This window comes from Peribacillus sp. B2I2 (assembly GCF_041261685.1).
Taxonomy (GTDB): domain Bacteria; phylum Bacillota; class Bacilli; order Bacillales; family DSM-1321; genus Peribacillus.
The window spans coordinates 4,107,799-4,121,990 of sequence record NZ_JBGCCB010000001.1 but is presented as its reverse complement, the minus strand read 5'-3'; the positions used below and the strand labels follow the sequence as shown (position 1 = coordinate 4,121,990).

Below are 14,192 nucleotides of genomic sequence, written 5' to 3'. Positions count from 1 at the left end.
TCTGATATGGGAGGGGGGCATTCACGAGGATGAGATGATTGTTATCAATTTCAATATATGGAAGTGGGTGTTAAACTATAGGAGAGGAGGGGTAAAATGGAAACGATGCAAATAGGGGAAATGAAATTAACATGGTTGAACGGCGGTGTGACTCACTTGGATGGGGGTGCGATGTTCGGTGTTGTACCGAAACCGCTTTGGTCCAAGAAGTATCCTGTTAACGAAAATAACCAAATCGAGTTACGTACTGATCCGATTTTAGTGCAGGCAAATGGATTGAACATGCTTATAGATTCCGGTATTGGTAATGGAAAGATGAATGAGAAGCAAAGACGGAATTTTGGGGTGACGGAGGAATCCAGTCTTGTCGAAGATCTTGGCCGACTTGGGATTCAACCAAATGATATCGATTACATTTTAATGACCCATCTACATTTCGACCATGCCTGCGGTTTGACGAAACGTGAAGGTGAAACTTGGGTGCCTGTATTCGGGCGTGCTGAAATCATTACGACTCAAACTGAATGGAATGAAATGAAAAAGCCGAATATTCGTTCAAAAAGTACATATTGGGCAGAAAACTGGGAGGCTGTCGCTTCGCAGGTACGTCCTTTTGAAGGTGAACAAGAAATTACGAAAGGCATTAAAATGATCCATACAGGGGGGCATAGTGATGGACATGCAATCATCATCATTGAAGATGGTGGGGAAAGATTGATTCACATGGCAGATATCATGCCGACGCACGCGCATGCGAATGTCCTCTGGGTCCTTGCTTATGACGACTATCCCATGACTTCCATCGAAGCGAAGGAAAAGTGGATGAAATCCGGACTGGTAAATGGGTCCTGGTACAGCTTTTACCATGATGCCCACTACTGTGCCATCAAATGGGATGTAACGGGTAAAGAGATAATAGCCGAATTGAAACGGAATCGGTAAGCAGGGAAGCAAAAGGAGGACGTCATTTTGACGGCCCTCCTTTTTGTTTCAATCATTTTGCGTATTAAGCTCCAATATTGTTCCTGTAGAGGCATCTGCAACAAATTCGAATTGCTCGCGTTTTCCCTCTGTGTTTCTAGTGATCCCGCCTTTGTACACTTCATAGTCCAAATCATTTTTTGTATAGTTTTCCGGCTTCATCAAGATCCATGAGCCATATATATTTCCGTCCTTTTTGACTGTTTCCTTCACTTGGGCCAAGACTTTATCCGGAGAAGGTTTAATTGATTGATCCAATATTTGTTTTGTCGCATAGCCAGCAGCAAACCCGGCTACAGTACCTAGTAAAAACGTTTTCCAATTCATTGATTTCTCCTCCATTGCATTTTTTCAATCACTCTTTCTAGTATACAGAAGAACGCTTTATTTGACTAATAATTTGAAATTTTAACCATTAACTGATAAATTAGAACTTTCTAGTGTAACATGATGCTAAGTTCTGTAAAATAGTATAAAACAATACATAGGTTAGGGGTAGAAAAATGAATCATGAGACTTTAGAACTTTTTAAAACATTGACGGAATTACCGGGAGCCTCGGGAAATGAACATGCAGTTCGGAGTTTCATGAGGAGTGAGCTGGAAAAATATTCGGATGAAATCGTCCAAGACCGCCTTGGCGGAATATTTGGCGTAAAAAGAGGTAATCAAGAAGGGCCGACTGTACTGGTTGCCGGGCATATGGATGAAGTGGGATTCATGGTCACTTCCGTAACGGATAATGGAATGATTCGTTTTCAGACCCTTGGAGGCTGGTGGAGTCAAGTGCTTTTGGCCCAAAGAGTCGAAATCATTACCGATAAAGGGCCGGTCATTGGTGTCATCGGTTCGATTCCTCCTCATTTGCTTGATGAATCGCAACGCTCAAAACCAATGGATATCAAAAATATGCTGATTGATATCGGGGCGGATGATAAGGAAGATGTGAAGAGAATCGGTATTAAGCCCGGTCAGCAGATTGTACCGATTTGTCCGTTCACGCCGATGGCCAATGAGAAAAAAATCCTGGCAAAAGCATGGGATAACCGTTACGGTTGCGGACTTGCGATTGAATTGTTAAAGGATTTAAAAGATGAAACATTACCGAATATCCTCTATTCCGGAGCAACTGTGCAGGAGGAAGTGGGATTACGGGGTGCGCAAACAGCAGCTCATATGATCAAACCGGATCTTTTCTTCGCCTTGGATGCAAGTCCTGCGAACGACATGTCCGGCAGTAAAAGTGAATTTGGGCAGCTGGGGAAAGGGGCGCTTCTCCGTATTTTGGATCGTTCGATGGTTACGCATCGCGGCATGAGGGAGTTCATCCTTGATACGGCCGAGTCGAATGACATTCCGTATCAATATTTCGTTTCCCAAGGCGGCACGGATGCAGGGAAGGTCCATGTTGCAAACGAAGGCATTCCAAGCGGGGTGATTGGCATCTGTTCCCGCTATATTCATACACATGCATCCATGATTCATATTGATGATTATGCCGCTGCACGTGAACTGATCGGGAAATTGGTTCGTTCCTGTGATAAAACGACATTCGAGACATTGATAAATAACGGTTAATAGAAGAAGCTGAAATGGAAAGGGAGCTGTCATGAATCCTTTTCCATCAGCTTTTTTTTACATGGAAGGAAGGTAACCATATTGAAAATAGCGGTAGGCAGTAAGAATCCGGCGAAAGTAAAGGCAGTGCTTGACGTATATGAAGAAGCTGAAATCATATCGCTTCAAGTGGAAAGCGGTGTCTCGGAACAGCCATTTTCAGATGAGGAAACGATGGAAGGGGCAATGACGCGTGCCCGGAATTGCTTAATTCATAGTGATGCCGAAATCGGTATCGGACTTGAAGGCGGTGTCGTGAAAATGGAGCAAGGCCTGTTTCTATGCAATTGGGGTGCGATGGCCACGAGGGACGGTGAGGTCTTTGTAGCTGGCGGAGCAAGAATCCCGCTGCCCGGAATTGTTGCCGGGAAGCTACTGCACGGTGAAGAGTTGGGTCCGGTGATGGACGCTTACACAATGCAGGAGAATATCAGCAAAAAGGAAGGAGCAATCGGCGTGTTTACAAATGAGCGAATCACCAGGGGGGAAATGTTCCTTCATATCATGAGGATGCTTGCGGGTCAACACGAGTATAAGCTGAAAATGAAAAAGTAGGATTTTTGAATCATGTCATGACTGAAATAGCCATGGAATGATGATAGAAGAGTACAATGTCGGTTCGAATCAGGAAAAAGAACACTGCCAAAACAGAGCAGAATCTGACAGGATTTTAATGAGTGGGGTTGCTAGTATAGATGACAAGGGGTGAGCGGAATGGGGTGGGTTGAATCAATCCAAAAGGCAATCGAGTATATCGAGGAGCACTTATTGGAGGACCTGACAATCGAGAGTATTTCCAGGCAGGCGAATGCCTCAGCTTTTCATTTTCAACGGACATTCACCATTTTAACGGATATTTCCATTGGTGAATATATCAGGCGTCGAAGACTGACCTTAGCGGCCCAAGAAATTTCATCCACAAATGGCAAGGTCATTGATTTAGCCTACAAGTATGGCTATGACACTCCCGAGGCATTCTCAAAAGCTTTCCGAAGGCAGCATGGAGTATCTCCAAGCGAAGCACGAAAGTGTATGGGGAAGCTGAAATTCTATGAACGCCTGGTGATACAGGTGATTTTGAAAGGGGCAAAACCGATGAAATACAATATCCTCGAAAGGGATTCCTTTCAATTGATCGGGATCAAGCAAGAGTTTTCCTTGGTCAATGAAGAGAATTTGGTTGGGATCCCGATGTTGTGGGATAAAGTGAATACGGATGGAACCAGCGATAGGTTAGGAAAGTTGAACAATGGCCAAATAGATGGCTTGATTGGTGTATGTGTCGATAAGCGGGCAGTGGAAAAAAATGAAACGATGGATTATTGGATAGGTGCAGAGTATGCCGGGAAAGTGCCTGAAGAGTTTTCAACCCTTACGATACCGGCTTCCAAGTGGGTCGTATTTGAAGTTCACGGACCTATGCCGGATGCCATTCAAAAGGCTTGGAAGCAAGTCTTCTCCGAATGGTTCCCTACCAGCGGTTATGAACATGCCGGAACTCCCGAAATGGAAGTATACGCGAATGATGACGCTTCAAACCCTGACTATTACTCGGAAATTTGGATTCCTATTAAAAAGGGATAAGTTTCAACCCATAAATATTTGCTTTTAGCTTGTAGGGTAATTTTCCCTACAAGCTTTTTATTTGGGTAAAGACCGTTTCTCGTTATTGATATAAGGGGGAAACTCCTTCGGCGGGAGATTTATAACCCTTCTTCAAAAATATAAGAAAGCACCTTCATGGCTTGGTTCACGGATTCGACCGTTACACTCGCTTTTTCCGATAATTCCTTTAAGGCATGGTGATGGGATTCCGGGCGAATCAAAATAAGCGGTTTACCCAGGGAAAGGGCGGTGCTTGCGTCCATGGCAGTATTCCACTGTTTATATTTCTCTCCAAACAGGGCGACGACAAGATCAGCTTTTTTCATCAAAAGACCTGTCCGCAAATTATTGATTTGGGAAGCGGCCGCATCCTTCAGAATAGGGTTCGGCTGTTCTCCGAGAATATCTTCACCGATATTATCGGAGCGTTCATGGTTCTCCATCGGACCGACGAATTCTAAAGGAAGCTTCAGTGCAGAAGCCTTATCTCTCAACTCACTTCTCCAACTTGAATGGATCTCCCCAGCAAGATACACGGTTAATTTCATTGTTTTCCTCCTCGGTATTTAAATTGTTTTCATTGTATCATGTTTTTTAGAAAATGGATGAATTCCATAAATAAGGATAATAGTATCCATAAGTGAATAAAAGAGACGGCTGGAGGAATGAAGATGGCTTTATCGAATAAGAAATTTCTTGTTTTCCTGTTAATAAGCAGTTTGCTTGTTGGCTGCTCAGGTATCGAGAGACAAACCGAAAAGGCAATGAAGGCTGCTGAAGTGGCTTTTCGTGACGATGAAAAACAGCCCAATCTCGAGGCAGGGCTTATTCAAGTCCATCTGCCAAAGGAATATAGGGTAGTGGAAGAACATGATAATAATTTGATTTTACAAAAAGGTGATAAGGCTTATATATTATTTGTCAATCCGAATGAAAAAGAAGACAGCTCCGTTTTATATTTGGCGATAAAGGAACAAGGAGATCAATATTTGGTGCTGCATTCCTTTCAAACTGATGATAAATTCGGCTTTATCTCGATTAAAGAGATACCGAAAGAAAAGTATGAGCTTGCAGTGGGGATCGGTGGGGTCAAGCTGACAACCGAAACGGATAAAGACCATTTAAAAACCGATGCGAAACAGATGATGGAAATCGTATCATCCGTGCCCCAGAAATAAGATAACTCCCCAATTTCCCGGTCATTCAACCGATCCGTATTAATGGTTGATTCGCGGAGAGTCTGGTATGATGGGATTATAAAAACTAAGGTGACATATAGAGCAGGAGGAATATTCAAATGGAAAAGTTACAAACCATTGAGCAATATGATGCATTAAAAAATGAAGGCAAACATATTTTTCTTTTTTCGGCGACATGGTGTGGAGATTGCCGTGTAATCGAACCGATTATGCCGGAGATTGAAACGAAATTTCCTGACTTCACATTCATTTATGTGGACCGTGATGAATTCATCGATGTCTGTGCAGCTAATGATGTATTCGGAATACCAAGTTTCATCGCTTATGATAATGGCAAAGAGCTAGGTAGATTCGTGAGCAAGGATCGCAAAACACAAGAACAAATTGAGGAATTCATACAATCACTATAATCAATTTCCCCTTCTCGCTGGGGATTTTTCAATGAAGAGGAGGGTCAACCATGAAAATGGACAGCACAAAGCTGAAAAATATCTTGAAGGAACGGTTAAAAGATGATAATCGGACTTTCAAATTCGATAGCAAGCAAGATACGTTACGCGTGGAAAATGTGAAGACCGGGAAGGGGATCACCATCGAGCTGCCTCCTGTACTTGCTAACTATGAAAACGTACAGGAAAAAGCCATCGATGAAATCACCTATTACGTGGAAGAGGCCCTGAATGTGATGGGGGAAGAACACAGCATGGAAGGCAAGGAGAAATTCATTTTCCCAGTCATCCGCTCTACCTCCTTTCCAATGGAATCGGAAGAAGGAAATCCATTTTTATTCGATGAGCATACGGCTGAAACCCGGGTTTTTTATGCCCTTGATTTAGGAAAAACCTACCGTCTTATAGATGAAAAGATGATTCAACGGGAAAATTGGCAGGGTGACAGAATCCGTGAAATTGCCCTTTTCAATGCCCGTTCCCTCTCCACTGAAATGAAGTCGGATATCGTCGCGGATAATGCATTTTATTTTTTGAATACGAATGATGGATATGATGCCAGCAGAATCCTGAATGAATCCTGGCTTCGGGAAATGAAGGAAAAGATCGAGGGGACCATGGCTGTGGCCATTCCGCATCAGGATGTCATCATTATTGCCGATGTGAAGAATGATACGGGTTATGATATTCTTGCGCAAATGGCCATGAGCTTCTTTGCCAGCGGTCATGTACCGATAACGGCTCTATCATTCCTTTACGAAGATAATGAGTTGGAGCCCATTTTCATTATGGGTAAAAACAAAAAGCGAGAACAATAAATCATCGCAAAACATAAGGACCGTGTCAGCATTGGGGAAACTCCATCTTGGCAGCGGTCCTGTTTTATTATCGAGAAGTATATACAAGTTTAATAGAGTTAATTTACCAGACCGAAAGAAAATTTTAAGCCTTATGAATAAACATTAAGGGGGACTATTATCGTGAATGTGAAAAGTAAATTAATGAACATGCTGGAAGCCCGTAAAGAGGAAATGGTTCAAATCCGCCGTCATTTACATGAGAATCCGGAGCTATCTTTCAAAGAAGAGAAAACGGCACAATATATCATTGATTTTTATAAAGGGAAAGATGTGTCGATTCAAACGAATGTAGGAAATGGATTAGGGATCATCGTAACGATCGAAGGCGGAAAACCAGGGAAAACGATAGGTCTCCGTGCGGATTTCGATGCATTGCCGATTACAGAAGAAGCGGAGGTCCCATTCCGTTCAAAAAATGAAGGTGTCATGCACGCCTGCGGACACGATGGGCATACCGCTTATTTATTGGTACTGGCCGACTGCATCAACGAGTTGAAAGATTCCCTTTCAGGCACTATCAAAATAATCCATCAACATGCAGAAGAAACACCCCCAGGAGGAGCAAAAAGCATTATGGAATCAGGTTTTTTGGATGAACTGGATGCTGTTTTTGGAATCCATTTATTTCCGTCGCATCCAGCGGGGGTCGTCGGGTATCGCGGCGGCTATTCGATGGCTGGACGGACCTATTTCAAGTTAGCGATAAAGGGTGTAGGCGGTCATGGTTCCTCCCCGCATATGGCTAATGATGCCATTGTGGCAGGCGCCCATTTCGTGACAGCCGTACAAACCGTAATCAGCCGTCGCTTGAACCCCTTTGATATGGGCGTAGTCACAATCGGCTCCTTCGATGGAAAAGGAAGCTTTAATGTCATAAAGGATCGTATAGAAATTGAAGGGGATGTCCGTTATATGACAGCAGAGACCCAACAGCTGATAGATAAGGAAATCCATCGGATCGTCAAAGGGGTGGAAACGGAATTTGATGTTCAGTGCGAACTTACCTATGTGCCTGATTATCCTCCGTTATATAATGACCCTGAACTGACTGGATTCGTGAAAAATAGCCTGGAAAGCATGCATGATAAAGATATTAAGAAGGTCGTGGAATTTCCGGTATTCTCAGGTTCAGAAGATTTTTCGTATTATGCGGAAAAGATTCCTGGCTGCTTCTTTTACATTGGCTGTAAACCGAAAGGGGTGGAAAAGCCATATTTCAATCACCATCCTAAATTCGACATTGATGAAGATGCCATTTTGATTGCTTCCAAATCAGTGGCGCAGGTTGTATGCAGTTTTTATGATTGGGCTTAGTGCCATTGGTCTTGGTTTGCAAAAAAAAAACGCTTGAACCCACAAACACCGTTCAGTATTAACGAACGGTGTTTTATAGGTTTCAGCCGTTATTTGGATGCCACAGGAGGTTTCGTGAAGGATGATGCAATGAAATGACCAGCTTTCATCCTGGGCTGCATGAAAACTTAATCTCTTTGTAAACGCGATTTAACAGCGGTGTTTTATTTAAATAGTAGACTAGGGGCTAATGTTATTTCGCGATGGATAGGTTTAAACTCATTCCAGAAGGGGTTTAGTAGGGTAGGAGTTCTGCGAAATACGTAGAGTTGGTAAAGAATACGATTAAAAAAGTAGATACAAATCCCAAATTTTCTCGATATTTTAAAAATAACTGGTAGAATTAGTTACATAACTACAGATGTAGAAAGAGTGATAGGTTTGAAATGGCTAAATAAGATGAAAAAATGGTTCCAAGCAGAGGAAATTATTGAAATCGAAGAAATTATTATAGATGAACCGCTTGATGAAGAGACATTAAGGAATATGGATTTTTCGAAGCTTGCAAAGTCAAAGAAAGAAGAAATAAAAGTTTACAATCAAACAGTGGAAAAAATGTCACAGACTCCAGATCCTGATACGAAAATCCTGTTTCAATATCCAAAAGGACAGTTCAAGTTTCCGCTCATCCCTGACCGGGAGCAGAACAAAAGAAAGCCTAGGGAAAGAAACAGGGAAGATCACGAACCCAAACAGGGGAACGCGGCCAAAGAAACGAAAAGGCCTGTGAGGGATCCTGAACCAAAACGGAGAAACTTCGATCGGGAGCAAATCCCTAAAATAGTCCCGTCGAATACTCCATTCCGCCCAACGGAAATCCCTTCACCCATTTATGGATTCCGTCGCCCGGAAAAAAAAATAGTCCCTACTGAAGAAATTGTCGAATATGAATTGGAAAGTAAAATGCCGGTCCGTAAAAAAGAAGAACCCGATATTGAGATTCCGATATCCATCCCTGAAATCCCAAAAGCCAATGAGGAATTGACGATAGAGCCATCCGTCCTTGTACCAGAACAAACGGAAGAAAAAAGGGAAGGTTCGGAGATACCCGCTTTCTTTCGTAAGAATTCCATTAAGTCACCGCCTGAAGAAGCAGTAAGCGAGCCTGGTATAGATGAGCCAGCAGTAGAAAAAGAGGCTTATGAACAGGACCAAGTTGATTTTGGACGCGAAGTCGCTGTTTCCATCATGGAACAGGTGGACGAAACAACGCCTGAAGCTATTTCGGGTTCCTGGGGAGGTCACTGTAAAATCACCTCAGCCATCCGTCAGTCAAGGGGCACAACCGGAAAGTGATCCATCAGAGGCAATGCCGGAAGAACAGACTAAACGTCCGAAAAAACATATCCCATTTAATGTGATGATGCTTAAGCAAGATAGGGAAAAAAATGGGTTCATCAATAAAATGATGCCGGAAAAAAAAAGCCCTGATGTCGAAATTGGAGTAGCATCATCTGATAAACGATCTCTGATTAACGCTGCTGAAACGGAAGCGGGACAAGCGAAACCATCCTCCATCCCTGAACGGAAATCAGAGGAAGGCAAAGTGATGTTTAAAGAGGAGGAGACTCCGGTCATTCAGCCAACGTTAGTGGACACTAAGCATGGAACCGAGACGGTTGCCGTGCCTGAAAATACAGTTGAATCCAATATCGGTTCGAACCCGGTCCCAGCAAAGTCTTTCGAACAGGGATCTCCCATTTCTGAAAATGTAAATCAAGAACCGGCTTATATAGAGGCGGCAGCAGAAGCTAAGCAGAGCGAAACCCCCGAAGTGTTTTGCTCCGTGGAAGCCAATGATAATCCATACTATGTGTTTCCGGATATCGAGTTGCTGACGCCTCCCACCTATGCTGTACATGATGATGAATGGCTCGAGGAACAGACTTTATTACTTGATGAGACGTTGAAAAATTTCAATGTCCGTGCAAAGGTCGTCAATGTCACGCAAGGACCGGCAGTAACTCGTTTCGAGGTGCATCCGGAACCCGGAGTGAAGGTGAATAAGGTGACGAACCTGATGGATGACATCAAATTGAGCCTTGCCGCTCAGGATATGAGGATGGAAGCGCCTATCCCGGGTAAACATACAATTGGCATCGAAATTCCAAATAGGAAGAGCAAGCCGGTATTTTTGCGCGAGGTTTTGGAAAGTACTGAGTTTCAAGAGCATGAATCACCGCTTGCCGTGGCTTTAGGCCTCGATATATCCGGTCAGCCTATTATCACGGATTTGAGAAAGATGCCGCATGGATTGATAGCCGGGCAAACGGGATCGGGGAAAAGCGTCTGTATCAACACGATGTTGGTCAGCTTGCTTTATAAAGCGACGCCGCAGGAGTTGAAATTACTGTTGATCGATCCGAAAATGGTCGAGCTTGCCCCATATAATCGAATCCCGCATTTGGTCAGTCCAGTCATAACCGATGTAAAAGCCGCTACGGCTGCGTTGAAATGGGCGGTTGAGGAAATGGAACGGCGTTATGAATTGTTTGTACATGCCGGTGTACGTGATATCACCCGCTTTAATGACCAAGCGGAAAAAGCAGGTCAATATTCAAGCAAGCTGCCTTATATCCTGGTGATCATCGATGAGCTTGCGGATCTAATGATGATGTCGCCTGCTGATGTAGAAGAAGCGATTTGCCGGATTGCCCAAAAGGCCCGTGCCTGTGGCATTCATTTGATTGTAGCCACTCAGAGACCTTCTGTCGATGTCATAACTGGATTGATCAAGGCAAATATCCCGACAAGGATCGCTTTTTCGGTTTCTTCACAAGTCGACTCCCGTACAATCATCGATAGCGGTGGTGCAGAAAAACTGTTGGGAAGAGGAGATATGTTATTTGCTGAAAACGGCTCTTCAAAAACGGTGCGCCTGCAAGGGACTTTTGTTAGTGATGAAGAAATCGATCAAGTCGTAAACCATGTCAAATTGGAGCAGCAACCGAACTATCTGTTTGAACAGGAAGACTTGTTGAACAGGGCACAGGTCACGGAAGAAGCGGATGAACTGTTTTTCGAGGCATGCGAATTCGTCGTGAGCCAACAGGCTGCTTCTGCATCAAGTGTACAAAGGCGCTTCCGTGTCGGTTATAACCGTGCAGCGCGTTTAATAGAAATGATGGAGCAGCAGGGAGTCGTTTCCGAATCCAGGGGCTCAAGGCCCAGGGATGTTTTGATTACGGAAGAAGAACTTGAATTTTTACATGTTAATTAAGAGAACCTATTAAAAGGAAATTGTATATAATGTGAAAGGGTGAAAACCCGTTATTATCACCTTAATTGAGGAAAAAAACAATGATTTGATAAATTGGCATCTGCCTGACATGGATGAATGGATAAAAAAGTGATATAATAGTTTTTTGTTATGAATGATTGAAAATATATGCATGAAGAACCAAAGAAGAAATTGCGTTTCTAACAAGTCTCGTAATGAAAAAACAAATAAAAGATGACGTCATATACTGTCATACAGGTAGACGATTGGTGGAGGTTCGCTTTATGACTGCTTACCATTTTGTGGGAATTAAAGGGTCGGGTATGAGTGCTCTTGCACAAATACTGCATGATATGAATATTGAAGTGCAGGGTTCCGATTACGAAAAAGAATTTTTTACACAATTGGCATTAGAAAAAGCCGGGATTAAAATCCTTCCTTTTAACGAGGAAAATATTCAAACTGGAATGACCATCATTGCAGGAAATGCGTTTCCGGATAGTCATCCGGAAATCGTGAAGGCAAATGAACTTGGTTTGCCGATCATCCGTTATCACCGTTTCCTAGGTGATTTCATGAAAAACTTTATCAGCGTGGCCGTTACGGGAGCGCATGGTAAAACATCGACGACCGGCTTATTGGCCCATGTAATGGGGGGCGCTAAACCGACATCCTTCTTGATTGGGGATGGAACGGGTAAGGGAATCGCGAATTCTGATTACTTCGTATTCGAAGCATGTGAATATCGCCGTCATTTCCTTTCATATTATCCGGATTATGCAATCATGACGAATATCGATTTTGATCATCCTGATTACTACGCCAATGTCGAAGACGTGTTCGAGGCTTTCCAAACGATGGCCCTTCAAGTCAACAAAGGCATTATTGCGTGCGGGGATGATGAGCATTTACCACATATTCAGGCGAAAGTACCGGTTATTTTTTACGGATTTGCAGAAGGAAATGATTTTCAAGCGAAAAATGTTTCCGTCACTCCGGATGGCACCACTTTTGATGTGCACGTAAGGAACAATTACTATGATACATTCACTATTCCTACTTTTGGAAAGCATAATGTGTTGAATGCACTTGGTGTCATTGCACTTTGTAAATATGAAAACTTGGATACGGAAGCTGTGAAAGCCCAATTGCGGACTTTTGGCGGAGTTAAACGCCGGTTCTCCGAAAAGGAAATCGGAAGTCAGATCATCATTGATGATTATGCGCATCATCCGACTGAAATTTCGGCAACTGTTGACTCTGCTCGCCAAAAGTATCCAGAGCGTGAAGTTGTAGCGGTATTCCAGCCGCATACTTTCTCGAGAACGCAAGCATTCCTGGATGAATTCGCTGACAGTTTGAATTTGGCCGACAAAGTATACTTATGTGAAATTTTTGGATCTGCTCGTGAAAATCAAGGGAAATTATCGATTGAGGATCTTCAAGATAAAATTCCCGGTGCCGAGCTGATTACGGAGAACACAACATCAATATTGCAAAAACATGAAAACAGTGTCGTGTTATTCATGGGTGCGGGGGACATTCAAAAATTCCAAGCAGCCTACGAGCATTCACTGCAGGTAAAATAAAAAAACGACCGATCCGTTAGTTAGTGCGGGTCGGTCGTTTTTTTATTGGTATTTTTTTATTTTAAATTTTCTGGATTTAAATTTTCCAGTTCCGGTAAAACGAAGCGTCCGTCCTTACGTATCAAGACGTCATCAAAATGGATTTCCCCGCCGCCATATTCAGGGCGTTGAATATTGACCAGGTCCCAGTGAATGTCTGAATGATTTCCGTTAAAGGCATCATCATAACATTGTCCGGGAGTGAAATGAAAACTTCCATCAATTTTTTCATCAAAGAGGATATCTTGCATCGGATGTAGAATATAAGGATTTACACCAATTGCAAATTCACCGACATATCGTGCGCCTTCGTCAGTATCAAAAATTTTGTTGATGCGTTCCGTATCATTCGCGACCGCTTCAACGATTTTTCCATCCTTGAATGTTAACTTCACGTTTTCAAAAGTAAAACCCTGATAAGGGGACGGAGTATTATACGAAATCACTCCATTGATGGAATCTTTAACTGGAGCCGTATATACTTCACCGTCAGGAATGTTCAGCTCACCTGCACATTTGATGGCTTTAATGTCTTTGATGGAGAAGGTTAAGTCCGTACCGGGCCCAGTTAAGCGGACCTTATTCGTTTTATCCATCAATTCAACAAGGTTGTCCATTGCTGCGCTCATTTTGCCATAGTCGAGGTTGCAGACTTCGAAATAAAAGTCTTCGAATGCTTCTGTGCTCATTTTGGCTAATTGGGCCATCGAATTTGTCGGGTAGCGAAGAACGACCCATTTTGTTTTTGGCACGCGGATATTTCTATGTACTTTACCGACTGTCTGTCCATGAATCGCCATCTTTTCTGAAGGGACATCGGATTGTTCATTGATATTATCCCCGGCACGAAGCCCGATATAGGCATCCATCTGGTTCATTACGTTTGCTTCAAACTCACCCATCATCTTGTACTGTTCTTCTTTGGCACCCATCAACAAGGCACGATCCACTTGGTGATCCTTTAAAAGGACGAATGGGTAACCACCTGCTGCATAGGCTTCATTCACAAGCGCGTTAACAAGTTCACGCTGCAATCCAAAGTTTTCGATCAAGATTCTTTCACCTTTTTGAAGTTTTACTGAGTAATTGATTAAGTTTTTGGCCAATGTTTCAATTCTGGGATCTTTCATAAAAATACCTCCATTGTTTAAATTCGACTTATGTTTCTATCATACCCGATTTCCTGCCATAAGTGTCACCCATGAATTTCATGGAGGAACTGGATACAGACAACAATATTTCCAGATTAGGGTTTGATAGGGTATATTGAAAAAATAAATA

At 42.9% G+C, this 14,192-nt stretch carries 14 protein-coding genes; 11 read left to right on the top strand and 3 right to left on the bottom strand.

The genetic code is table 11. The annotated features are described in order from the left end of the window. Positions 1–96: 96 nt before the first annotated feature. Positions 97–942 carry a YtnP family quorum-quenching lactonase gene (locus ABIE66_RS20340; RefSeq protein WP_370016072.1) on the top strand — a complete coding sequence of 282 codons (846 nt, stop codon included), beginning with the start codon at positions 97–99 and terminating at the stop codon, positions 940–942. Positions 943–990: 48 nt separating this feature from the next. Here ABIE66_RS20340 and ABIE66_RS20335 read toward each other — a convergent pair whose 3' ends face one another. Further along, complete coding sequence (locus ABIE66_RS20335; protein ID WP_370016071.1) at positions 991–1,308, bottom strand: hypothetical protein; 318 nt, start codon at positions 1,306–1,308, stop codon at positions 991–993. Between the two features lie 176 nt (positions 1,309–1,484). Here ABIE66_RS20335 and ABIE66_RS20330 point away from each other — a divergent pair, with 176 nt between their 5' ends. The 3 genes from ABIE66_RS20330 to ABIE66_RS20320 all read left to right on the top strand — a co-directional run bounded on the left by ABIE66_RS20330 (position 1,485) and on the right by ABIE66_RS20320 (position 4,181). Then, a complete protein-coding gene (locus tag ABIE66_RS20330) occupies positions 1,485–2,558 on the top strand; it encodes a M42 family metallopeptidase (protein WP_289315318.1) in 1,074 nt (357 codons plus the stop codon). A gap of 81 nt (positions 2,559–2,639) precedes the next feature. Beyond that, complete coding sequence (locus ABIE66_RS20325; RefSeq protein ID WP_370016070.1) at positions 2,640–3,152, top strand: DUF84 family protein; 513 nt, start codon at positions 2,640–2,642, stop codon at positions 3,150–3,152. A gap of 159 nt (positions 3,153–3,311) precedes the next feature. Further along, a complete protein-coding gene (locus tag ABIE66_RS20320; RefSeq protein WP_289326052.1) occupies positions 3,312–4,181 on the top strand; it encodes an AraC family transcriptional regulator in 870 nt (289 codons plus the stop codon). Positions 4,182–4,300: 119 nt separating this feature from the next. On the opposite strand, the gene ABIE66_RS20315 is transcribed toward ABIE66_RS20320, so the two are convergent. Continuing rightward, positions 4,301–4,750, bottom strand: a complete 450-nt coding sequence (locus ABIE66_RS20315) for a YtoQ family protein (RefSeq protein WP_289326051.1) — start codon at positions 4,748–4,750, stop codon at positions 4,301–4,303. Between the two features lie 123 nt (positions 4,751–4,873). Here ABIE66_RS20315 and ABIE66_RS20310 point away from each other — a divergent pair, with 123 nt between their 5' ends. The 7 genes from ABIE66_RS20310 to murC all read left to right on the top strand — a co-directional run bounded on the left by ABIE66_RS20310 (position 4,874) and on the right by murC (position 12,872). After that, a complete protein-coding gene (locus tag ABIE66_RS20310) occupies positions 4,874–5,380 on the top strand; it encodes a hypothetical protein (RefSeq protein WP_370016069.1) in 507 nt (168 codons plus the stop codon). Between the two features lie 119 nt (positions 5,381–5,499). Next, the gene (locus tag ABIE66_RS20305; protein WP_134783638.1) at positions 5,500–5,811 is read left to right on the top strand and encodes a thioredoxin family protein; all 312 of its coding nucleotides are present in this window, start codon (positions 5,500–5,502) and stop codon (positions 5,809–5,811) included. 50 nt (positions 5,812–5,861) lie between these two features. After that, positions 5,862–6,668, top strand: coding sequence for a DUF1444 domain-containing protein (locus tag ABIE66_RS20300; RefSeq protein ID WP_289326048.1), 807 nt, complete (start codon positions 5,862–5,864; stop codon positions 6,666–6,668). 168 nt (positions 6,669–6,836) lie between these two features. Continuing rightward, on the top strand, positions 6,837–8,024 hold the full coding sequence (locus ABIE66_RS20295) for an amidohydrolase (RefSeq protein ID WP_289327365.1): 1,188 nt from the start codon (positions 6,837–6,839) through the stop codon (positions 8,022–8,024). A 438-nt stretch (positions 8,025–8,462) separates the two neighbouring features. Continuing rightward, entirely contained in the window at positions 8,463–9,359 is an 897-nt protein-coding gene (locus ABIE66_RS20290; RefSeq protein WP_370016068.1) for a hypothetical protein, read from the top strand. A gap of 13 nt (positions 9,360–9,372) precedes the next feature. After that, on the top strand, positions 9,373–11,283 hold the full coding sequence (locus tag ABIE66_RS20285; RefSeq protein ID WP_483313979.1) for a DNA translocase FtsK: 1,911 nt from the start codon (positions 9,373–9,375) through the stop codon (positions 11,281–11,283). Between the two features lie 284 nt (positions 11,284–11,567). After that, complete coding sequence (gene murC, locus ABIE66_RS20280) at positions 11,568–12,872, top strand: UDP-N-acetylmuramate--L-alanine ligase (RefSeq protein WP_370017088.1); 1,305 nt, start codon at positions 11,568–11,570, stop codon at positions 12,870–12,872. Between the two features lie 56 nt (positions 12,873–12,928). Here the strand turns inward: murC and ABIE66_RS20275 are convergent, their stop codons facing one another. Next, entirely contained in the window at positions 12,929–14,041 is a 1,113-nt protein-coding gene (locus ABIE66_RS20275) for an aminopeptidase (RefSeq protein WP_370016067.1), read from the bottom strand. Between the last annotated feature and the right edge of the window lie 151 nt (positions 14,042–14,192).

Coding starts and splice junctions, on each gene's coding strand:
- ABIE66_RS20340 (WP_370016072.1), top strand. CDS start 97: ATGGAAACGATGCAAATAGGGGAAATGAAATTAACATGGTTGAACGGC.
- ABIE66_RS20335 (WP_370016071.1), bottom strand. CDS start 1,308: ATGAATTGGAAAACGTTTTTACTAGGTACTGTAGCCGGGTTTGCTGCT.
- ABIE66_RS20330 (WP_289315318.1), top strand. CDS start 1,485: ATGAATCATGAGACTTTAGAACTTTTTAAAACATTGACGGAATTACCG.
- ABIE66_RS20320 (WP_289326052.1), top strand. CDS start 3,312: ATGGGGTGGGTTGAATCAATCCAAAAGGCAATCGAGTATATCGAGGAG.
- ABIE66_RS20315 (WP_289326051.1), bottom strand. CDS start 4,750: ATGAAATTAACCGTGTATCTTGCTGGGGAGATCCATTCAAGTTGGAGA.
- ABIE66_RS20310 (WP_370016069.1), top strand. CDS start 4,874: ATGGCTTTATCGAATAAGAAATTTCTTGTTTTCCTGTTAATAAGCAGT.
- ABIE66_RS20305 (WP_134783638.1), top strand. CDS start 5,500: ATGGAAAAGTTACAAACCATTGAGCAATATGATGCATTAAAAAATGAA.
- ABIE66_RS20300 (WP_289326048.1), top strand. CDS start 5,862: ATGAAAATGGACAGCACAAAGCTGAAAAATATCTTGAAGGAACGGTTA.
- ABIE66_RS20290 (WP_370016068.1), top strand. CDS start 8,463: ATGAAAAAATGGTTCCAAGCAGAGGAAATTATTGAAATCGAAGAAATT.
- ABIE66_RS20285 (WP_483313979.1), top strand. CDS start 9,373: ATGCCGGAAGAACAGACTAAACGTCCGAAAAAACATATCCCATTTAAT.
- murC (WP_370017088.1), top strand. CDS start 11,568: ATGACTGCTTACCATTTTGTGGGAATTAAAGGGTCGGGTATGAGTGCT.
- ABIE66_RS20275 (WP_370016067.1), bottom strand. CDS start 14,041: ATGAAAGATCCCAGAATTGAAACATTGGCCAAAAACTTAATCAATTAC.